We start from the raw sequence: 20,498 nt of genomic DNA, 5'->3' as shown, positions 1-20,498 counted from the left end.
GGCGCGTGCTTTCCTTCACGCAGCCGCCCGGCTGCGGTCCAAATGGCATGACCCATCTTTTCTCGCTCCGCTCCTGCTGTCTTCTCCTGCTGCTCCTGTCGCTGGTCGCCGGTGCTCGCGCCGAACTGCGTCTGCGGCTGGACGGACAGGGACTGGACGATGCCCAGCGCCTGGCCAGCCGCCAACTGCTCGACCAAGCCATTGCCGCGCTGCCACCCCGCCTGATCGAACGCCTGGACCGCCAGGTGACCGTGCGCTGGACCGCGCTTCCCGAGGCCGTGCACGGGCGCATGGCAGGCGAGCGGCTGCTGCTCAATCGCTCCCTGCTGCCCGGGCTGACCGATGGCAGTGCGCGGCAACAGCGTACCGGGCGCACCCACGGCACCCAGTACCGCGAATTGCTGGCCACCGTGCTGCACGAGCTGGCGCACCTGTACGACCGTGCCCGTCTCTGGTCACCCATTGATCGTCGCCAACTGACGCGCTGCACTCGCCTGGCGAGCACGGTGGGACCGGTTGGCCTGCCGGACGACTGCCGTGGCGAGATCGCCCGCCGCTTCACGCTCTCCGACGATCCGCGCCTGCTGGAGCTGGCTGGCTGGCCCCAGCGCATCGGCGGACGTGGCGAACCAATCAGCGACAACGGCCAGCAGGAGCGCAGCCCTGACCCCTACGAGCTGCACAACCCCCGCGAGTTCGTCGCAGTCAATTTCGAGTACTTTCTGCTCGACCCCGATTACGCCTGCCGGCGCCCCTCGCTGCACCAGTACTTCAGCGAGCACTTCGGTTGGCAGCCGACCCATGCCCGACCCTGCAGCCCGCGTCTGCCATTCCTGAACGCCAGTCGCGACTACGAGAAGGCGCCGCTGGCCTGGATCGACCCCGAACGCGTCTACGAGGTCGACTACCTGTTCGCCGAGGCCAACGACAACTGGGTCAGTCGCTGGGGGCACAGCATGCTGCGTCTGGTGGTTTGCGCGCCAGGCCGACCCCGGGGCGCGGACTGCCGCCTGGATCTGGAGCACCATCTGGTGCTGTCCTACCGCGCCTTCGTCGGCGATCTGCAACTGTCGAGCTGGGATGGCCTGACCGGCGTCTACCCCTCGCGGCTGTTCATCCTGCCGCTGTCCCAGGTGGTGGACGAATACACCAAGGTCGAGCTGCGCGATCTGCTTTCCGTACCGCTGCGCCTGAGCCGCGCGGAGCAGGATGCCCTGGTGCGCCGCGCAGTGGAAACGCACTGGAGCTACGACGGGCGCTACTACTTCCTGACCAACAACTGCGCGGTGGAAACCCTGCAGCTGCTGCGTACCGGCACCACCCATCCCGCACTGCGCGGGCTCGACAGTGTCATGCCCAACGCCCTGCTCGACTCCCTGGCCGCCCGCGGCCTGGCCGATCTCGCACCGCTGGCCGACCCGCGCCAGGCGCTGCGCCTGGGCTACCGCTTCGACTCGTTCCGCAGCCGCTATCAGGCGATGTTCGACGTGCTGCGCGAGCAGCTGCCGATCACGCAACACAGTGTCGAAGCCTGGCTGGCCCTGCCGGCCAGTGAGCGCCTGCCGTGGATCGCCAGGGCCGACCTGCGCACCAGCGCCGCGTTGCTGTTGCTGGAGCAGGCCGCCCAGCGCCAGCAACTGCTGCTGGCCCAGGACGAACTGAAGCAGCGCTACCTGGGCGAAGCTGCCGACCCGCAGATGAAGCGCACCGGTGACACCCTGCAGACCATGCTGGTGCAGGCCGGCTTCCTCAGCCGTCCGGCGGAGTTGCTGAAAAACGGTTATGGCCTGCCGCAGCCGGCGGAATGGCGCGAGCTGAACGCGCTGACCGAGGAGCGCCATCGGTATCTGCGCCAGCTCAGCGACAACCTCGATCAGGACCTGCGCCAGCTGCTGCTGCCACAGCGGCGTGACGAGCTGAACGCGGTGGAGACCAACCTGGCACGACTCGGCGAGCGGGTGCGCAGCCTGCACCGCGAATCCGGCGGGTTGCAGCTGCGCTGACCGTCCCTGCGGGACCTGGCGGAGCGGCAACCTTGTCCGCCCTGCGATCCGCCACTACCAAGCCAGCTAATGATCTTGCGTTTGCCGCGCGCCGCCACCAAGATAGCGGCGTTTTGGTTCTTGCCGGCCGCATGTCCGGCTTCGGTGGATATGTGCTGCAAGTCCTGATGGCCATCTGGCCGCTGTTCGCCCTGATCATTGCCGGACACCTGATGCGCCGCTGGCAATTCCCCAGCGAAACCTTCTGGCCCGGCGCCGAGCGCCTCAACTACTTCATCCTCTTCCCCGCCCTGCTGGTGGCCAGCCTGGTCAATGCGCCGCTGGACAACCCGGCCATGCCGCGCCTCGCGCTGGGGGTATTCACCGCCCTGGGTATCGGCTGGGTCAGCCTGCTGATCCTGCGCCGCGTGTGCAAATGGCCTGCGGCTCGTTTCGGGGTATTCAGCCAGGCGCAGCTGCGCTTCAACACCTACCTGGGCCTGGCCATTGTCGGCAACCTGTTCGGTGCCGAAGGCCTGGGCATTGCGGCGGTGCTGCTGGCGCTGATGGTGCCGGCGGTGAACGTGCTGTCCGTGTGGGCATTGAGCGCCGAAGGCGGCGTCAGCCCGCGCACCCTGCTGCTGCCCATTCTCAAGAACCCGCTGATCCTCGGCTGCGTGGTAGGCGCGCTGATCAACCTCAGCGGCCTGGGCCTGCCCGGGGGCAGCGACCGACTGCTGAGCCTGATGGCCGCCGCCAGCCTGCCGCTGGGTCTGCTCAGCGTCGGTGCGGCGCTGCAGCCGCAGCAGCTGCGCAGCCAATTGGCGCCGCTGGCCTGGAACACCGCCATCCGCCTGCTGATCATGCCGCTGCTGGCCTGGGGCGTAGCCCTGACGCTGGGCCTGCCGCTGCTGGAAACGGCCGTGGTCGTGGTCTTCTTCGCCATTCCAACCGCGACGGCCAGCTACATCCTCACCCGCCAGCTGGGCGGCGATGCCCCGCTGATGGCCGGCGTGATCACCCTGCAGACCCTGCTGTCGATCGCCAGCCTGCCGCTGATCCTCGGCCTGCTGGGCTTCTGAGCCCCCCTCTGGCCGGAACCTGGCGGGCCGAGTAACATCAGTTCGCCAGCCGCTCCGGCGGCCTCGCTTCTTTCATCCATTTCCCCCAAACGAATCCGTCATCCGCCCGGTTGTGCGGTGTAGCTGCCTGTCAGGCTTTTTCTGGGAGGCTTGGTCATGCTGACCCTGCTCAACCTGTTGTCCGCCGTGGCCCTCCTGGTGTGGGGCACGCATATCGTGCGCACCGGCATCCTGCGCGTGTACGGCTCGCAATTGCGCGAAACCCTCAACCGCAGCACCCGCAACCTGCCGCTGGCGTTCGGTGCCGGCATCGTGGTCACCGCGCTGGTGCAGAGCAGCAACGCCACCGCCCTGTTGACCACCTCCTTTGTCGCCGAAGGGCTGATGACCCTCGGTCCGGCGCTGGCCATCATGCTCGGCGCCGACGTCGGCACCGCGCTGATGACCCGCGTGCTGACCCTGGACCTGCACTGGCTGTCGCCGCTGCTGATCCTGATCGGCGTGGTGCTGTTCCTGTCGCGCCGGCAGACACGCGTCGGCCAGTTCGGCCGCGTACAGATCGGCGTCGGGTTGATCCTGCTGGCGCTGCAGCTGATCGTCGCCGCCGCACAGCCGATCACCGAATCCACCGGCATCAAGGTGCTGTTCGCCGAGCTGACCGGCGACATCCTGCTCGACGCGCTGATCGGCGCGCTGTTCGCCCTGCTCAGCTATTCCAGCCTGGCTGCGGTGCTGCTCACCGCCACGCTGGCCAGCGCCGGGCTGCTCAGCCTGCCGGTGGCCATCGGCCTGGTGATCGGTGCCAACATCGGCAGCGGCGTGCTGGCGCTGCTCAACAGCAGCCTGCAGAGCGCCGCCGGGCGCCGGGTGGCGCTGGGCAGTCTGCTCTACAAACTGATCGGCCTGTTGCTGATCATCCCTTTCCTCGACCCGCTGGTGGCCTGGATGGACGGGCTGGCGCTGGACAGCGCCAGCCTGGTAATCGGCTTCCACGTGGCCTACAACAGCCTGCGCTGTGTGCTGATGCTGCCCACCGTGAGCGCCATGGCCCGACTGAGCACCTGGCTGCTGCCGGAGCGCCCGGAAAGCGAGGACGGCGTGCGCCCGCGCAACCTGGACCCGGCCGCCCTGGCCACCCCCGGCCTGGCGCTGGCCAACGCGGTGCGCGAGACCCTGCGCATCGGCGATCTGGTGGAGCAGATGCTCGAGCAGTTCCACCTGGTGCTGCGCGACGACGACCGCAACGCCGGGCAGCGTATCCGCGCCCTGGATGACGACGTCGATGCGCTGTACAGCGCGGTCAAGCTCTACCTGGCGCAGATCAACCGCGACGACCTGTCGGCGCAGGACAACCGGCGCTGGGCGGAAACCATCGAACTGGCGGTCAACCTGGAACATGCCGGCGACCTGATCGAACACATGCTGGGCAAGCTGCAGAGCCACAAGACCGCCCGCGCCCATGCCTTCTCGGAGGTCGGCCTGCAGGAGCTGCTAGCCCTGCACGCCGGCCTGCGCGACAACCTGCGCCTGGGCCTGTCGGTGTTCCTGGGCGCGGACCGCGTCAGTGCGCAGCGCCTGCTGGACGAGAAGCGCCGCTTCCAGGTTTGGGAGCGGCGCCTCACCCATGCGCATGTGAACCGCCTCGGCGAAAGGGTGGTGGCCAGCCTGCACAGCAGCGGCCTGCACCTGGAACTGATCGCCGACATGAAGCGGCTCAACTCGCTGTTCTGCGCCAGCGCCTATCCGGTGCTGGAAGCCGCTTGCGCCACAGGCGTGACGGAAGCGGCCGAGCGGCTCAGCCCCGCGGCAGGCGACGGCGCTGCAGCCATACCACCAGCGCAAACACCATGAAGCCGGGGATCCACATCCACTCCTTGGCCCAGCGGTCGGTGGGGGCGCGCACGCGCAGGATCTGCTGGTCGAAGGCCAGGCCCAGATCGGCGGCGACACTGCCGAACGCCACGTTGTCGATCAGCAGCTTGCCGTCCTCTTCGTAGAGCATCAGGCCCAGCTTCTCCAGGCGCTGCTCGCCGCTTTCGCCATCCGGCACCGGCAGCAGCAGGGCGAACTCGCGGGGATCCCCCACGTCGTCCTCGCCGAGCACACGCAGGCGCAGCTGGCTGTCGGCCTCCACCTGGCCCAGTGCCTGTACGAACTGGCCGGGCGGGATGTCCTGGTAGGGATCGTGCACCAGGTCCATCCAGAAACCCGGACGGAACAGCGTGAAGGCCACCAGCAGCAGCAACACACCCTCGTACCAGCGACTGCGCACCAGGAAGAAGCCCTGGGTGCCGGCGGCGAAGATCAGCATGGCCACCGTCGCCACGATGAAGATCAGCACGCCGTGCCAGAAGCCCACGTCGATCAGCAGCAGGTCGGTGTTGAAGATGAACAGGAACGGCAGCGCCGCGGTGCGCAGGCTGTAGTAGAAGGCGGTCAGGCCGGTCTTGATCGGGTCGCCCTTGGATACCGCGGCGGCAGCGAACGAGGCCAGGCCCACCGGCGGCGTCACGTCGGCCATGATGCCGAAGTAGAAGACGAACAGGTGCACCGCGATCAGCGGCACGATCAGCCCGTTCTGCTGCCCCAGCGCCACCACCACCGGCGCCAGCAGGCTGGACACCACGATGTAGTTGGCGGTGGTCGGCAGGCCCATGCCGAGGATCAGACTGAACACCGCGGTGAACAGCAGCATGAGCAGCAGGTTGCCCATCGACAGCACTTCCACCACGTCGGCCAGCACCAGGCCAACACCGGTCTGCGACACCGCGCCGACGATGATGCCCGCCGCCGCGGTGGCGATGCCGATGCCGATCATGTTGCGCGCGCCGCCGATCAGGCCCTCGCGCAGGTCGACCACGCCGTCGGCGAAACCGCCATGGGTCTGGCCGCCGTCACCGCGCATCCAGGACAGCAGCGGGCGCTGGGTGAGCAGGATTACCACCAGCATCACCGTGCCCCAGAACGCCGAGAGGCCGGGCGACAGGCGTTCGACCATCAGGCACCAGACCAGCACCACCACCGGCAGCAGGAAATGCAGGCCGGAGAGCAGCACGGCACGGGTCTGCGGCAGCTCCTCCAGGGGCTTGTCCGGATCTTCCGCCGGCAGCGGCGGATTGCTGGCCGCCACCTTGAGCAGGCCCAGGTAGACCAGCGCCAGCAGCACGCCGATCACCCAGATAGCCGCCTCGCCAAGCGCCGGCTTGAGCCAGCCCAGGCCGTAGTAGACGGCCAGCGACAGGCCGCTGATCAGCGCCGCGCCGAAGGCGAAGCCGGTCAGCCGGCGCAGCCAGGGCTTGGGCTGGTGCGTGCCGATCGGCTGCATGCCGAGCTTGAGCGCTTCCAGGTGCACGATATAGAGCAGCGCAATGTAAGAGATCGCCGCCGGCAGGAAGGCGTGCTTGATGATCTCCACGTAGGGAATGCCGACGTACTCGACCATCAGGAACGCGGCGGCGCCCATCACCGGCGGCATGATCTGACCGTTGACCGAGGAGGCCACTTCCACCGCGCCGGCCTTTTCACTGGAGAAGCCGACCTTCTTCATCATCGGAATGGTGAAGGTGCCGGTGGTCACCACGTTGGCGATCGACGAGCCGGAGATCAGGCCGGTCATGCCCGAAGCCACCACCGCCGCCTTGGCCGGGCCGCCGCGCAGATGGCCGAGCAGGCTGAAGGCCAGCTGGATGAAGTAGTGGCCGGCGCCGGCGCGCTCAAGCAGCGCGCCGAACAGCACGAACAGGAACACGAAACTGGTGGACACGCCCAGGGCGATGCCGAACACACCCTCGGTGGTGATCCATTGGTGGTTGGCCAGCGCATTCAGGCTGACGCCGCGGTGCGCCAGCATGCCGGGCATCCAGGGCCCGGCCAAACTGTAGATGAGAAAAAGCAGGGCGATGATTGCCAGCGGCGGGCCCAGGGCGCGACGGGTGGCTTCCAGCAGCAGCGGAATGCCGATACAGGCGGTGACCAGGTCAGCGGTGGTCAGGCTGCCGGGGCGCAGCGCCAGTTGCTGGTAGAAGATGAACAGGTACGCAGCGCTGGCAGCGGCCACCAGGCCGAGGGCGATGTCCAGCAGCGGCACCCGGTCGCGCGGCGAGCGCTTGAACGCCGGGTAGGCCAGGAAGGCCAGCAGCAGGGCGAAGGCCAGGTGGATGGAGCGGGTTTCGGTGTCGTTGAACACCCCGACGCCGAACACGAACGGCAGCGGCGAGGCGATCCACAGCTGGAACAGCGACCAGAGCAGCGCCAGCCCGGCGATCGCCTGGGCCATCGGCCCCTGCGGCAGGCGGGCGCCGACGTCCTGGGCGATCAGTTCCTGGGTGGAGAGAGTCTTGTCTTGCATGGCGGGAAGGCCTGTTTCTCAGAGGCGGAGACCAAGAAAACCCGCTGCCGGCCTCGGCACGCGGGTTTTCAGTAAGCAACGGAGCGAGCTCCGCTTTCCGGTTACAGCCAGCCGCGTTCCTTGTAGTAGCGCTCGGCACCCTCGTGCAGCGGCGCGGTCAGACCGACCTTGATCATGTCTTCCGGCTTGAGATCGGCGAAGGCCGGGTGCAGGCGCTTGAAGCGGTCGATGTTCTCGAACACCGCCTTGACCAGCTGGTAGACCACTTCCGGATCGACCTTGCTGGTGGTGGACAGCACCGCCTTGCCACCGATGGACGGGGTGGCCTGGTCGTTACCCTTGTACAGGCCGCCGGGCACCTCGGCCTTGGTGTAGTAGTGCTTCTCGGCCAGCAACGTGTCGATCTCCGGGCCGGTGATCGGCACCAGCACCGCGTCGACGGTGGTGGTAGCTTCCTGGATGGCGCCGTTGGGGTGGCCGACAAAGTAGGTCATCGCGTCGATGTTGTTGTCGCCCAGCGCGCTGGCCTGCTCGGCCGGCTTGAGCTCGGCGGCCAGGGAGAACACCGACTTGTCCCAGCCCTTGACCTTCATGATCTCTTCCAGCGTGTCGCGCTGGCCGGAGCCCGGGTTGCCGATGTTGACGCGCTTGCCCTTGAGGTCGTCGAGACCCTTGATGTTGGCGTCGCGGCGCGCCAGCACGGTGAACACCTCGCTCTGCAGCGAGAACACCGCGCGCAGGTCGCCCATCGCGCCTTCCTTCTCGAATGGCGCCAGGCCCTGCATGGCCTTGTACTGATGGTCGGACTGCATGACACCGAAGTTGAACTCACCGCTGCGCAGGCCATTGACGTTGGCCACGCCGCCGCCGCTGGCCGGCGCATTGCACTTGAGGTTTTCGGCGTTGCGATTGACGAAGCGGCAGATCGACTGGCCCGCGACGTAATAGACGCCGGTCTGGCCACCGGTGCCGATGGTGACATAGCGATCTTGCGCCTGTGCCGAGGCGGTACCGCCCAGGGCAGTGGCCAGAGTGGCCGTCAGGGCCCATGCCAAGGATTGGCCTTTCATGGGGTTAGCTCCTTCTTCTGATTGTCATGGGTACGACCGCCTTCGTGGGGCGCGGGTCGTCGGGAGTAACTCTATACCGAAACGCCGCCGCAATTCCCGTCTGAGTCGACCGAACCGACTATCAAGGGTTCGCTGTGGTTTGCTGATCCAGATCAAAAGGCCCGTTCTTCACCCTGATTAACTTGATGGCTTTGTGCCAGATAACACCGGATTCTGCTGCCAACGAACCGGCACGGCCACGGGGACATCATGAGTCCAGAGCAGGAACTCAAGCCGCTTTTCCAGCGCATCGGCCTTGACCGCGCCGAGATCCATACGCGCATCCGCTACCTGGACTGGACCCCCGCCGACGGTGCCCGGCTCAACCAGCACGCCGAGGCGTTGCGCGGCTTCCATGACGACTTCGTCGACAGCCTCTACGTCTATCTGCAGGGCTTCGAACCGCTGTCGCGCCTGCTGCGCGACGAAAACACTCTGCGGCGCCTGAAAGGCAGCCAGCGCGAGTACTACCGCAGCCTGTTCGCCGGCCCCTACGACTACCGCTACGTGCACGAGCGCCTGCGCGTGGGCATGGTGCACGAGCGCATCGGCCTGGAGATGAAGTGGTACCTGGGCGCCTATCGCCTGTACCTGGACAGACTGCTGGCCGAGCTGTTCGCCGACAGCGAGCACCTGCCGCTGTTCGCCAGCCTGCTCAAGGCGGTGTTCTTCGACATCTCGATGGCCGTGGACGCCTACGCCGCCACCCAGCGCCAGGCGCTGGAAGACAGCGAGGCGCGCTTCGCCCGCGCCATGCGCGGCGCCAACGACGGCCTGTGGGACTGGGACGTGGAGTACGACCGCCTGTACGTGTCCGAACGCTGGGCGAGCATGCTCGGGCTGACCCGCGACACGCTCACCGACAGCAGCCAGAGCTGGTTCAATCGCGTACACCCGGACGACCTGCCCGCCCTGCGCCAGACCATCGACACCCACCTGCGCGGCGAGACGGCCACCCTGCAGCACGAATACCGCATCCGCCGCGGCGATGGCGGCTACGCCTGGGTGCTGGTACGCGGCATCGCCGAGCGCGACCGCAACGGTGGCCTGCGCCTGACCGGCTCGCAGACCGATATCAGCGAACGCAAGCTGGCCGAGCAGCGCCTGCGCCACGCCGCGCGCCATGACCCGCTGACCGGGCTGGCCAACCGCACGCGCCTGGACGAGCTGCTGCACCAGTTGGAACAGCGGCAACTGCACGGCGAACAGGAGGTGGCCGCGCTGCTGTTCGTCGATCTCGACCGCTTCAAGCTGATCAACGACAGCCTGGGCCACAGCGTCGGCGATCAGGTGCTGATCCAGATCGCCCAGCGCCTGCAGCGCTGCCTGCGCCACGGCGACCACCTGGCACGCTTCGGCGGCGACGAATTCGTCGTGCTGCTGCACAACATCCGCACCAACCAGGACGCGGAACGGGTCGCCCAGGCCATCCTTGATACCCTGCAGGACCCGCTGCAGGTAGCCGGCCACGAGCTGATGGTCAGCGCCAGCATCGGCATCGCACCGCTGAACCAGCCCGGCCAGGTGCGCGAGGCCCTGCAGGCCGCCGACCTGGCGCTGTACCGCGCCAAAAGCGCCGGCAAGGCCCAGTACGCCCGCTACAGCAGCGAACTGCAGGCGGCGGCGCAGCATCGCCTGGAACTGGAAAACGCCCTGGCTCAGGCGCTCAGCCGAGACGAATTCGAGCTCTACTACCAACCCATCTACCGCATCGACGAAGGCCGCCCGCAGCTGCGTGGCGTGGAAGCCCTGATGCGCTGGCGGCAGAACGGCCGGCCGGTCGAGCCCGGCAGCTTCGTTCCGGTGCTCGAGGAGTCCGGGGAGATCATCCGGGTCGGCGACTGGGTGCTGCGCGAGGCCTGCCGTCAGGTGCGCGAATGGCAGCTGGCCGGCCAGCCGCTGCTCAGCTGCTCGGTCAACCTCTCCAACCGCCAGCTCCTACAGCCCGGTTTCGCCGCCCGAGTGATGAACGTGCTGGCGGAAACCGGACTGGTGCCCGAGTCGCTGGTACTGGAGATCACCGAAGGCGTGCTCATGGAGGACAGCGCGGAACTGCACGCCAACCTGCGCCGCCTCGCCCGCCTGGGCATCCGCCTGGCGCTGGACGACTTCGGCACCGGCTATTGCTCGCTGGGCTACCTCAAGCGCTTCCCGCTGCACAGCCTGAAGGTCGACAAGAGTTTCATCCTCGGCGCCCATACCGATCCCGACCTGTTCGCCATCAGCCGCGCCATCATCGGCCTGGGCAAGGCGCTGGGGCTGACGGTCACCGCCGAGGGGGTGGAGTGCGAGGAACATCTGGAGTTCCTGCAGCGCGAAGGCTGCCAGTACGCCCAGGGCTTCCTGTTCAGCCGCCCGGTGCCGGCCGCCCAACTGGCGTGCCTGTTCGAGACGCAACCCGACCGGAGGCATGCGCCGGTCAACTGATGCACCGCTCGCTATCGAGCCTCACTGAAAGGACGCAGAACGTGACAACAGCAGACCGGCAACCGCGCCCCCGGGGGCGGCCGTGAAGATCAACCTCCCCGTCAGCGGGCGAGCCCTCGAGCTTCCCGAGAGCATCAACATCCTCTCCACCACCGACCTGAAGGGCATCATCACCTCGGTCAACCCGGAGTTCGTGAAGATCAGCGGCTTCAGCGAAGCGGAGCTGCTCGGCGAGTCGCACAACATCGTGCGCCATCCGGACATGCCGCCGGCGGCCTTCGCCAGCCTGTGGAGCGCCCTGGAAAGCGGCCGCTCGTGGATGGGCATGGTGCAGAACCGCTGCAAGAACGGCGACCACTACTGGGTCAGCGCCTACGTCACGCCCATCGTCGAGGATGGCGAGGTGGTGGAATACCAGTCGGTGCGCATCCGCCCGGAAGCGGCCTGGGTGGCCAGCGCCGAACAGGTGTACGCGGCCCTGCGCGCCGGCCGCACACCCAAGCCGCTGCGCTGGCGCCCCGGCCTGTTCGCACGCCTGCTCGGCCTGTGCGGCCTGGCGGTGGGCGCCGCGCTCGGCCTGGCGATCCTGGCGCTGGGTGCTGATCCGTTCATTGCCCTGGCCGGCGGCGCGGCGGGCCTCGGCGTGTTCGCCGCGGGGCTCTGGCACATACTCGCGCCGCTGCGTCAGCTGCTCGACGAAGCCCGCAAGGTGGCCGTCAACCCGGTCGGCCAGTGGGTGTACTGCGGCCGCAGCGACGAGTTCGGCGAAATCGCCTTCGCCCTGCGCATGCAGACCATGGAAGCCGGCGCCATCGTCGGGCGCCTGGCCGAGGCGGCGCGCCAGCTGGCCGAACAGGCCGAGCAGCTGCAGAGCGCGGTGGCGCACAGCGACGCCAGCAGCCAGTGCCAGCAGCAGGAAACCCGGCAGATCGCCCAGGCTATCGAGGAGATGGCGGCCAGCGTGCGGGAAGTGGCACGCAGCGCCCAGCACTGTGCGAGCACCGCCGGCGCCGCCGACCGCGCCGCACGCGGTGGCGAGGAGCAGGTGCAGGCCACTGGCCGGCGCATCGCCAGCCTGGCCCGCGAGATGCAGCGCGCGGTCGCCGCCGTGCAGAACCTGCAGGCCAGCAGCGGGCGCATCAACTCGGTGATCGGCGTGATCGAGGCGATTGCCGAACAGACCAACCTGCTGGCGCTGAATGCCGCCATCGAGGCGGCCCGCGCCGGCGAGGCCGGACGCGGCTTCGCCGTGGTCGCCGACGAGGTGCGCAACCTGGCGATCCGTACCCAGGATTCCACCCAGCAGATCCAGGACATTCTCGGTGGCCTGCAGACGGAGGTCGACGGCGCGGTACGCGCCATGCAGGCCGGCAGCGAGGAAGTGAGCCAGAGCGAACGCCAGGCCGCCGAGGCCTCGCAGGTGCTGTCGGAGATCCACGCCCAGGTCAGCGCCATCACCGCGCTGAACGGGCAGATCGCCAGCGCGGTCGAACAGCAGGGCGTGGCCAGCGAGGCCATCCACCGCAGCATCGAAGGCATCCACCAGGCCAGCGAACAACAGGCGGTGCACAACCACGACAGCAATCGTGCCGCGGCCGCGGTCAGCCGCCAGGCCGAGCAGTTGCGCCTACTGGCCCGGCAGTTCTGGCACAAGCGGGTCGGCGCGCCGCGCAAGGGCCGCCGGGGCCGCCTGCGCTGACCGGCTGTCATGACGATGACATCGCCGGAAGCAACAATGGGCTTATCAGCGATGTCATTTTAATGGCAATCTAGCCGTCCCTCCTCCCTTTTATGGCGCCATGCCGTGCCGAGCGCTGTAGCCACGCGATGAAACTCAATCTTCCCGTCACCGGACGCCGCACCGAACTGGCCGCCGACAGCAACATCCTGTCCACCACCACGCCCAAGGGTGTGATCACCTCGGTCAACCCCGAATTCGTCAAGGTCAGCGGCTTCAGCGAAGCCGAACTGCTCGGACAGTCACACAACATCGTGCGCCACCCGGACATGCCGCAGGCGGCCTTCGCCGACCTGTGGCAGAGCCTCAAGGCGGGCCGCTCGTGGATGGGCCTGGTCAAGAACCGTTGCAAGAACGGCGATCACTACTGGGTCAGCGCCTATGTGACGCCGATCGTCGAGAACGGCCAGGTGGTGGAATGCCAGTCGGTCCGCACCCGGCCGGCCCCCGAATGGGAGGCCGCCGCACAAACGCTGTACGCCGACCTGGCCGCCGGACGCCGCCCGGCGGCCCTGCGTCGCCCGGTCCTGGGCCTGTTCGGCCATCTGCTCGGGCAGAGCGGGCTGATCGCCGCGCTGGTGCTGCTGGTCGGCTGGCTGGGCCTGGGCATCGACCCGCTGGCCGGCCTGGCCTGCGCCGGCCTGGCTCTGCTGCTGCGCGGCGCCAGCCTGTGGCTGAGCCTGGCGCCCTGGCGCGCGCTGCTCGGCCAGGCCCGGCGCATCGCCAGCAATCCGCTCAGCCAGTGGATCTACACCGGCCGGCGCGACGAGTTCGGCGAGGTCGCCTTCGCCCTGCGCATGCAGGCCATGGAGAGCGGCGCCATCATCGGCCGGCTGGGCGACGCCTCGCGCCAGCTGGCCGAACAAGCCGAACGGTTGCAGGAAACGGTGGGCCGCAGCGACAGCGGCGCCCGCCGGCAGCAGGCCGAAGCCGAGCACATCGCCAGCGCCATCGAGCAACTGAACGGCAGCGTGCAGGCGGTCGCCGAGAATGCCCAGCACAGCGCCGAATCCGCCACGCTCGGCGACCACGCGGCGCAGGTCGGCAAGGAGCAGGTCGGCGCCACCGCCCAGGCCATCGCCGCGCTGGCCGGACAGATCGAGCAGACCGCCGAACGGGTGCTCGGCCTGCAGGCACACAGCAGCCGCATCACCTCGGTGATCGAGGTGATCGCCACCATCGCCGAGCAGACCAACCTGCTGGCGCTCAACGCGGCGATCGAGGCGGCCCGCGCCGGCGAGGCCGGACGCGGCTTCGCGGTGGTCGCCGACGAGGTGCGCAACCTGGCGATCCGCACCCAGGACTCCACCCGGCAGATCCGCGACATCCTCGGTGCCCTGCAGGAGCAGATCGAGACCGCCGCCACGGCAATGCACGACAGCCAGGCGCAGGCCGAACGCAGCGAAACCCAGGCCGCCCTGGCCAGCCAGGCGCTGCTCGACGTGCATGAGCGGGTCACCGCGATCACCGAGATGAGCGCGCAGATCGCCCGCGCCGTGGAGGAGCAGTCGGCCGCCTGCGGCGTGATCTTCCAGAGCATGGAAGCCATCCGCGACGGCCACATCGACAACGTCGGCCACAGCCAGGCCAGCCGCGAAGCCGCCCTGGAAGTCGGCGGCCAGGCCGACCGGCTGCGCCTGCTGGCCCGCCAGTTCTGGGACCGGCGCCTGCCTCAGGCGAAGAACCAGTAGCAGACGCTGATCGCCGCCAGCACCCCGGCCAGGTCGGCGAGCAGCGCGCAGCCCACCGCGTGGCGGGCGCGCTGGATGCCCACCGCGCCGAAATACACAGCCAGCACGTAGAAGGTGGTTTCCGTGCTGCCCTGCACGGTGGCGGCCAGCAGCGCGGGAAAGCTGTCCACGCCGTGGGTCTGCATGGTTTCGATCAGCATGGCCCGCGCCGCGCTGCCGGAGAACGGCTTGACCAGCGCGGTGGGCAGGGCGTCGACGAAGCGGTTGTCCCAGCCGGCCCAGTCGACCAGCCAGCGGATGCCGTCCAGGCCGAATTCCAGCGCGCCGGAAGCGCGCAGCACGCCGATGGCGCAAAGCATGGCGACCAGATAGGGCAACAGGCTTTTGGCCACATCGAAGCCTTCGCGGGCGCCCTCCACGAAACTCTCGTAGACCGCCACGCGCTTCAGCGCGCCCACCAGCAGAAACAGCAGGATGATGCCGAACAGCGTCAGGTTGCCGAGCAGCGAGGACAGCGCGGCCAGCGCCGTGGCGCTCAGGGTGGCCAGAAGCGCCATGAAGCCGCCGAGCAGCAGCGCGCCCGGCAGCAGGTAGGCGAGCACCACCGGGTCCCGCAGGCGCAGGCGCTGCATCAGTGCCACCGAGAGCAGGCCGGCCAGCGTCGAGGCGCTGGTGGCCAGCAGGATCGGCAGGAACACCAGCGTTGGGTCAGCAGCGCCCTGCTGCACCCGGTACATGAAGATCGACACCGGCAGCAGGGTCAGTGACGAGGCGTTGAGCACCAGGAACAGGATCTGCGCATTGCTGGCCGTGGTGCTGCTCGGGTTGAGTTCCTGCAGCGCGCGCATGGCCTTGAGGCCGATGGGCGTGGCGGCATTGTCCAGGCCCAGGCCGTTGGCGGCGAAGTTCAAGGTGATGAAACCCAGCGCCGGATGACCGCGCGGCACCTCGGGCATCAACCGGGCGAACAGCGGTCCGAGCAGACGACCCAGGCCGTCCACCAGGCCGGCCTTCTCGGCGATGCGCAGGAAGCCCAGCCACAGGGTCAGGGTGCCGAACAGCACGACCATCACCTCGACCGACAGCCGCGCCATGTCGAACAGGCCCTGCACCATGGCGGCGAACACCGCCGGGTCGCCCCCCACCAGCCAGCGCACCAGCGCCGCCAGGCCGGCGATGACGAAGAATCCCAGCCACAGGCCATTGAGCATCGTGCGATCCCTCGAAGGATGAATGGCCGGGATGATACGGAGGCACTCCCGGTCGGTCATCTACGCTGACAAGGCCCAACCGTGGAGAGCGACACCATGAAGAAGATTCTTGTCGTCTATTACTCGATGTATGGCCATGTCGAACAGATGGCCGAGGCGGTGGCCGAAGGCGCGCGCAGCGTGTCGGGGGTCGAGGTGACGCTCAAGCGCGTGCCGGAAACCATGCCCGAGGACATCGCCCGCAAGGCGGGCGCCAAGCTCGACCAGGCGGCGCCGCTGGCCACGCCCCAGGAGCTGGCCGACTACGACGCCATCCTGTTCGGCAGCCCGACCCGCTTCGGCAACATGACCGCGCAGATGCGCAATTTCCTCGACCAGACCGGCGGCCTGTGGGTGAAGGGCAGCCTGATCGGCAAGCTGGCCAGCGTGTTTACGTCCACCGGCACCGGCGGTGGTTCGGAGACCACCATCACCTCCTTCTGGCACACCCTGGCGCACCACGGAATGCTCATCGTCGGCCTGCCCTACAGCGCGCCCGAGCTCAACGACATCAGCGAACTGCGTGGCGGCTCACCCTACGGCGCCGCCACGATTGCCGCCGCGGACGGCTCACGCCAACCGAGCAGCAAGGAACTGGCACTGGCGCGCTTCCAGGGTGAGCACGTGGCCCGGCTGGCCGTGCGCTTTACCTGAACCTGACCCGTCGCTGAGGTTCGGACGCTCACGGCCCCCGGAAGCGTCCGAACAGGAAGGAAGCGACGAACAGCACCAGGAAGATGATGAACAGGATCTTGGCGATCCCGGTGGCCGTCCCGGCGATGCCGCCAAAGCCGAGTACCCCGGCGATGATGGCGATGATCAGGAAGGTAATGGCCCAGCTCAGCATGGCGTATTCCTCGTGTTGACCCGATGGTGGGCGACTCAAGGCCGCTAGAACACCCAGCTCGGCGGCTGCGACCGTTCCAGCCTGGCCGGCCGACCTACCGGCAGTGTCTGCTGACGGGCCTGCCGGGTGTCTGTTGGATGGACCGCCGCTGCGTCCGGATGTGCCCCCGAGGCCGACGGATGCCCGGCGTCCTTATGCGCGTCACCAGAGCCTTGCAGGATGCCCAGCATCGCCATCACCAGCAGAGCAGTCCCCGGCGAACACTTCTTGTGGTCATGCATCACTTCACACACCTCGCCTGACGCGGGAGCAGCCAATACGCCCACCCGCCACGCCTGTGAGCGTAGCCCGCCCACACCGCGACGCCGGCACAACCTGTCGGGCGGTCGCCTTACATGGCCTCCTCGGCCTCAGGCGCTTCCACACCGGGTACCTGGGCAGCTGGGGCCAGCACCTGCAGCAGGGCTGCGGTTTCCGCATCCGGAACGCCGTCATGGCGCGAGGGTCGGTATTTCATCTGGAAGGCGGCCAGCACCTTGAGGGTCGCCTCGTCCAGCTCGCCATGCCGGGGCACGGGATAGCCCAGGGTCGCCAGCCGCTGCTGGTACCAGGCAGGGGGTGGCAGGCCGACGGCGGCGAACAGGCGCTGGCGGATACCCACCTGGGCGTCGTCCGGCCAGGCGATCAGGCCTTCGGCAGCCAGGCGATACCAGGGGAACAGCGGGCCGGGGTCCACCTTGCGCTGCGGGGCGATATCACTGTGACCGACAATGCTGCCCGGCGGCAGCTCGTGGCGCGCCACCAGTTCCTTGAGCAGGCGGATCAGCACGTCGATCTGCGCGCGCGGATAGGGATGCCAGTGGCGGTTGCCATCGGCGTCCTCCTCATAGCCCGGGTTGACCAGTTCGATGCCCAGCGTGCTGGCGTTCAGCCAGGTGCGGCCCTGCCACTCGCTGTCACCGGCATGCCAGGCGCGCCGCTGTTCATCCACCAGGCGGTATACGGCAGGCGGCTCGGCACCAATCAGGTAGTGGGCGCTGACCTCACCCCGGGTCAGCAGTTCGAGGGAACGCGGCAGGTCGGTGGAGGTGTAGTGCAGCACGATGTACTGCACCCGGCTGCTTTGGGCCACGGAGCTCTGGCTGGTGTCGATGCGCAGCCCACCGCAGCCGGCCAGCACCAGCAACGCCAGGACGAGGATTGCCTTCATGTCGCCGCTCCGTATCGCCTTGCCCGCCGTCGCGGTGCAGGCCTGGCGGGCCGTCGCGGGCCCGCCCAACGGTTATAGCCGATGTGCCGGGAAGCGCACGCGCGGCTGGGCCAGACGGTCCTGCGCGCGCACCAGTTGCAGTTCATAGCTGCCGCAGGCCTGGGTTTCCAGCAATACCTCGTGCACGGCGGCAGCGCAGAATTCGAAGGCCTGCAGCGGCTCGTCGCCCAGCAGCAGGCGCGCCAGGAACAGACCGGAGGTCAGATCGCCCACCCCCACCGGCTGACGTGGGAAGGCCAGCAGCGGCCGGCGCAGCAGCCAGGCGTCCTGGGCAGTGACCAGCAGCATTTCGAAGTCCTCGGCGCACTTGCCGGGGTAGTCCAGGTGCTTGACCAGCACCACACGCGGGCCGCGCGCCAGCAGGGCGCGGGCCATCGCCACGCAATCGGCCAGGGAGTCCGCCCGGCGGCCGAGGAAGCTGTCCAGCTCCAGCTGGTTCGGGCACAGCAGGTCCGCCTCGCCGATCGCCTCCTCGAGCAGGAAATCGCTGACTTCCGGGGCGACGATGCAGCCCTTCTGCGGATGCCCCATCACCGGGTCGCAAAGGTACAGCGCGCGCGGGTTGGCGGCCTTGATGCGGCGCACTACCTCGAGAATCGCCCGGCCCTGGTCGGCGCTGCCCAGGTAGCCGGACAGCACGGCGTCGCAGTTGCCCAGCTCGCCGATGTTGGCGATGCCGGCCACCAGTTGCGGAATCAGCGCGGGCGCCAGCACCTCGCCGGTCCACTGGCCGTACTGGGTGTGGTTGGAGAACTGCACCGTGTTGAGCGGCCAGACATTGACCCCCAGGCGGGCCATGGGAAACACCGCCGCACTGTTGCCGGCATGACCGAACACGACATGGGACTGGATGGCCAGCAGGTGGGGCGTGCGTTTCATCGAGGGGGTCCTGGAAATCGAGGCGGCGCAGTATCGCGCAAAACCGTGCCAGCGCAAACGCGGTGCTGCTTGCGGTAAGCTGGCGCGACTTCCCTGCCGGAGCCCGCCCCGTGTCCCTCGCCTCGATCTTCCTGCTGATGTGCGCCGGCACAGCCGCCGCCTGGCTCTGGCATGCCCATGGCGTGCGCGAGCGGGCGCTGCACGCGGTGAAGCAGCATTGCACGCGCCATGATCTGCAGCTGCTCGACGACACCGTGGCCCTGCAGGGGCTGAAATGGCTGCCGGATGCCAACGGCCGCCGCCGTCTGGCCCGTCAGTACGCCTTCGAATTCACCGTCACCGGCGAGCAGCGCCATCGCGGCAGCATTCGCATGTTCGGCCTGTACCCCGGCGGCATCCAGCTCGACCCCTACCCCTGCCCGCGCGCCGCCGAGGAGCCCGGCACCGTCCACGAGCAGACGCCGGAGGCACCGCGTGCCAGCCAGGGCCAGGTCATCCATCTGGAGCAGTGGAAGCGCGAGCGCTCGCGCTGAGCAGCGAAACTTGTGGGGTTGCACGAACCGGCGGCCAGAACAGCGCTGACCGCCCTACGAACGACACCGCCCCGCAGGATGGTCAACGCCTCGCGTTGGCCATCGCTGGACCGCGCTCGCCAGGTCGCCTTCAGTGGCCCAGCAGGTAATCCTGCACCAGCCGCGCCGTCGCCTGCGGGCGCTCCTGCATGAAGCAGTGACCACCCTCCACCGCCCGGGCCTGCACCTGGGGATTGAGGCGCGGCCAGCGGCGCGCCGAGTCGAGTACGAACGGGTAGCTGTCCTGGCCGTAGATCAGCGTGCTGGGCGTGCGCACCTGGCGCAGCGCGCGCCACAGTCCCTTGGGCGCCGTACTGAATATTTCGGCTTCGCGGGTGGGATGACACTTGAGCTGCAGGCCACCCTCGGGGTGCGGCTTCATGGCGTTGTCCACATAGGCGATCAGCGCCGACTCATCCCAGTTCTTGAAGATGCCGCGCCCGCGCAGGCGGCTGCGCGCCTCGTCGGCGTCCGCCCAGTGGTTGCGCCGCGCGCGGGCGCGCTTGGCCTTGTCGTTGAAGCGATCGTAGAGGCCCAGCGCGCCGAGGACCTGCTTGAGGCGCAGCATGTTCGGCGTGAACAGCACCGGATCGAGCAGCACGGCGCGCTGGAACAGCGCGGGCTGGCGGGCCAGGATCAGACTGCTGAGCACGCCGCCGAAGCTGTGGCCCAAGGCAAAGCGCGGCACCTCGCCGAACGCTGCACGACCGGCCTCGAAGGCCTCCACCGCCAGCTCGGCGCTGCGGTTCCAGCCCACGAAGCGCCCGCCGTGGTCGCTGTCGCCGTGCCCCTGGGCGTCACTGATCCACAGGTCGAACTGCTCGGCCAGGTGGCGCAGCAGGGGCTCGTAGGCGCGGCCGCAGAAACCGTTGCCGTGCAGGAAGTGCAGCAGGGGCTTGCCGGACGGCGCGCTGTGCCAGCCGCGCAGGGTAAAGCCGGCGGAACAGGTGTGGGCCCAGGGTTGCAGATTCATAAGCGGTCTCTACTGCTGAGATGAACGGGGCCGCGAAACGCGGGCTGGCATCTTAGCGGCAGCCGCTCATCCAGTGAATCGACAGTCTTGGAACAGGGCGTTCAGCCGCTGTGAATCCTGCGCCTGGGCGAAGATCAGCTCGAGCCGCGAATCCCGCCGCCAGGCACTCGGCCGCAGGATCAGTTCGGCACCGTCCAGGGCATTGGCGGCGAACCACCCCTGCTCGCCCTGCATCACCAGCTTGGCGCGTCGCCACGGCAGGCTGGCCAGTTGCGTGCACAGTCGCGGCAGATCGAAGCGCTGGCTCGGGTGCCAGCGCCAGCCGATGCT

Annotated in this window: 15 protein-coding genes and 1 pseudogene; 8 read left to right on the top strand and 8 right to left on the bottom strand. The window is 68.3% G+C overall.

The features are described 5' to 3' along the window. Nucleotides 1-47 precede the first annotated feature (47 nt). The 3 genes from AS93_RS0113615 (at nt 48) to AS93_RS19390 (ending at nt 4,915) form a co-directional block, all read left to right on the top strand. Nucleotides 48-2,003: a DUF4105 domain-containing protein gene (locus tag AS93_RS0113615; RefSeq protein ID WP_027591127.1), complete on the top strand. Its 1,956-nt coding sequence runs from the start codon at nt 48-50 to the stop codon at nt 2,001-2,003. Between the two features lie 152 nt (nt 2,004-2,155). Continuing rightward, nucleotides 2,156-3,064, top strand: a complete 909-nt coding sequence (locus AS93_RS0113610) for an AEC family transporter (RefSeq protein WP_027591126.1) — start codon at nt 2,156-2,158, stop codon at nt 3,062-3,064. A gap of 156 nt (nt 3,065-3,220) precedes the next feature. Continuing rightward, on the top strand, nt 3,221-4,915 hold the full coding sequence (locus AS93_RS19390; protein ID WP_051587480.1) for a Na/Pi cotransporter family protein: 1,695 nt from the start codon (nt 3,221-3,223) through the stop codon (nt 4,913-4,915). Here AS93_RS19390 and AS93_RS0113600 read toward each other — a convergent pair. Both AS93_RS0113600 and AS93_RS0113595 read right to left on the bottom strand, forming a co-directional pair. After that, entirely contained in the window at nt 4,860-7,412 is a 2,553-nt protein-coding gene (locus AS93_RS0113600; protein WP_027591125.1) for a TRAP transporter permease, read from the bottom strand. The genes AS93_RS19390 and AS93_RS0113600 overlap by 56 nt on opposite strands. Before the next feature lie 101 nt (nt 7,413-7,513). Then, nucleotides 7,514-8,482: a TAXI family TRAP transporter solute-binding subunit gene (locus tag AS93_RS0113595; protein ID WP_027591124.1), complete on the bottom strand. Its 969-nt coding sequence runs from the start codon at nt 8,480-8,482 to the stop codon at nt 7,514-7,516. A 249-nt stretch (nt 8,483-8,731) separates the two neighbouring features. On the opposite strand from AS93_RS0113595, the gene AS93_RS0113590 reads away from it, so the two are divergent. The 3 genes from AS93_RS0113590 to AS93_RS0113580 all read left to right on the top strand — a co-directional run bounded on the left by AS93_RS0113590 (nt 8,732) and on the right by AS93_RS0113580 (nt 14,377). Beyond that, on the top strand, nt 8,732-10,948 hold the full coding sequence (locus tag AS93_RS0113590) for an EAL domain-containing protein (RefSeq protein ID WP_027591123.1): 2,217 nt from the start codon (nt 8,732-8,734) through the stop codon (nt 10,946-10,948). 82 nt (nt 10,949-11,030) lie between these two features. Further along, a complete protein-coding gene (locus AS93_RS0113585; protein WP_027591122.1) occupies nt 11,031-12,647 on the top strand; it encodes a PAS domain-containing methyl-accepting chemotaxis protein in 1,617 nt (538 codons plus the stop codon). Nucleotides 12,648-12,775: 128 nt separating this feature from the next. Beyond that, nucleotides 12,776-14,377, top strand: a complete 1,602-nt coding sequence (locus AS93_RS0113580; protein WP_027591121.1) for a PAS domain-containing methyl-accepting chemotaxis protein — start codon at nt 12,776-12,778, stop codon at nt 14,375-14,377. On the opposite strand, the gene AS93_RS0113575 is transcribed toward AS93_RS0113580, so the two are convergent. Continuing rightward, entirely contained in the window at nt 14,359-15,588 is a 1,230-nt protein-coding gene (locus tag AS93_RS0113575) for a spore maturation protein (RefSeq protein ID WP_027591120.1), read from the bottom strand. The genes AS93_RS0113580 and AS93_RS0113575 overlap by 19 nt on opposite strands. Before the next feature lie 96 nt (nt 15,589-15,684). Here AS93_RS0113575 and wrbA point away from each other — a divergent pair, with 96 nt between their 5' ends. Beyond that, nucleotides 15,685-16,281 (top strand): NAD(P)H:quinone oxidoreductase, encoded by a 597-nt coding sequence (wrbA, locus tag AS93_RS0113570; protein WP_027591119.1) that lies wholly within the window; start codon nt 15,685-15,687, stop codon nt 16,279-16,281. A 28-nt stretch (nt 16,282-16,309) separates the two neighbouring features. Here the strand turns inward: wrbA and AS93_RS20360 are convergent, their stop codons facing one another. The 3 genes from AS93_RS20360 to pdxY form a co-directional block, all read right to left on the bottom strand. Next, a complete protein-coding gene (locus AS93_RS20360; RefSeq protein ID WP_027591118.1) occupies nt 16,310-16,474 on the bottom strand; it encodes a DUF1328 domain-containing protein in 165 nt (54 codons plus the stop codon). Between the two features lie 391 nt (nt 16,475-16,865). Then, nucleotides 16,866-17,684, bottom strand: coding sequence for an N-acetylmuramoyl-L-alanine amidase (locus AS93_RS19385; RefSeq protein WP_051587479.1), 819 nt, complete (start codon nt 17,682-17,684; stop codon nt 16,866-16,868). Nucleotides 17,685-17,756: 72 nt separating this feature from the next. After that, on the bottom strand, nt 17,757-18,623 hold the full coding sequence (gene pdxY, locus AS93_RS0113555; RefSeq protein ID WP_027591117.1) for a pyridoxal kinase PdxY: 867 nt from the start codon (nt 18,621-18,623) through the stop codon (nt 17,757-17,759). A gap of 137 nt (nt 18,624-18,760) precedes the next feature. Between pdxY and AS93_RS0113550 the strand changes: the two genes are divergently transcribed. Then, a complete protein-coding gene (locus AS93_RS0113550; protein WP_037009314.1) occupies nt 18,761-19,156 on the top strand; it encodes a DUF3301 domain-containing protein in 396 nt (131 codons plus the stop codon). Between the two features lie 130 nt (nt 19,157-19,286). On the opposite strand, the gene AS93_RS0113545 is transcribed toward AS93_RS0113550, so the two are convergent. Continuing rightward, on the bottom strand, nt 19,287-20,168 hold the full coding sequence (locus AS93_RS0113545; RefSeq protein ID WP_027591115.1) for an alpha/beta hydrolase: 882 nt from the start codon (nt 20,166-20,168) through the stop codon (nt 19,287-19,289). A 66-nt stretch (nt 20,169-20,234) separates the two neighbouring features. Further along, nucleotides 20,235-20,498 (bottom strand): annotated as a pseudogene (locus tag AS93_RS20860) (cobalamin biosynthesis protein CobW); the annotation flags it as partial.

The organism is Pseudomonas sp. RL, from assembly GCF_000647775.1.
In the GTDB taxonomy this organism is placed as follows: Bacteria; Pseudomonadota; Gammaproteobacteria; order Pseudomonadales; family Pseudomonadaceae; genus Serpens; species Serpens flexibilis.
The sequence above is the reverse complement of the archived record's forward strand: the minus strand, read 5'-3'. Positions and strand labels throughout refer to the sequence as shown.

What these genes read in the sequence shown, in the direction of transcription:
- AS93_RS0113595 (WP_027591124.1), bottom strand. Translation starts at nt 8,482, where the DNA reads ATGAAAGGCCAATCCTTGGCATGGGCCCTGACGGCCACTCTGGCCACT.
- AS93_RS19390 (WP_051587480.1), top strand. Translation starts at nt 3,221, where the DNA reads ATGCTGACCCTGCTCAACCTGTTGTCCGCCGTGGCCCTCCTGGTGTGG.
- AS93_RS0113615 (WP_027591127.1), top strand. Translation starts at nt 48, where the DNA reads ATGACCCATCTTTTCTCGCTCCGCTCCTGCTGTCTTCTCCTGCTGCTC.
- AS93_RS0113590 (WP_027591123.1), top strand. Translation starts at nt 8,732, where the DNA reads ATGAGTCCAGAGCAGGAACTCAAGCCGCTTTTCCAGCGCATCGGCCTT.
- AS93_RS19385 (WP_051587479.1), bottom strand. Translation starts at nt 17,684, where the DNA reads ATGAAGGCAATCCTCGTCCTGGCGTTGCTGGTGCTGGCCGGCTGCGGT.
- AS93_RS0113550 (WP_037009314.1), top strand. Translation starts at nt 18,761, where the DNA reads ATGTGCGCCGGCACAGCCGCCGCCTGGCTCTGGCATGCCCATGGCGTG.
- pdxY (WP_027591117.1), bottom strand. Translation starts at nt 18,623, where the DNA reads ATGAAACGCACGCCCCACCTGCTGGCCATCCAGTCCCATGTCGTGTTC.
- AS93_RS0113545 (WP_027591115.1), bottom strand. Translation starts at nt 20,168, where the DNA reads ATGAATCTGCAACCCTGGGCCCACACCTGTTCCGCCGGCTTTACCCTG.
- wrbA (WP_027591119.1), top strand. Translation starts at nt 15,685, where the DNA reads ATGAAGAAGATTCTTGTCGTCTATTACTCGATGTATGGCCATGTCGAA.
- AS93_RS0113580 (WP_027591121.1), top strand. Translation starts at nt 12,776, where the DNA reads ATGAAACTCAATCTTCCCGTCACCGGACGCCGCACCGAACTGGCCGCC.
- AS93_RS0113600 (WP_027591125.1), bottom strand. Translation starts at nt 7,412, where the DNA reads ATGCAAGACAAGACTCTCTCCACCCAGGAACTGATCGCCCAGGACGTC.
- AS93_RS0113575 (WP_027591120.1), bottom strand. Translation starts at nt 15,588, where the DNA reads ATGCTCAATGGCCTGTGGCTGGGATTCTTCGTCATCGCCGGCCTGGCG.
- AS93_RS20360 (WP_027591118.1), bottom strand. Translation starts at nt 16,474, where the DNA reads ATGCTGAGCTGGGCCATTACCTTCCTGATCATCGCCATCATCGCCGGG.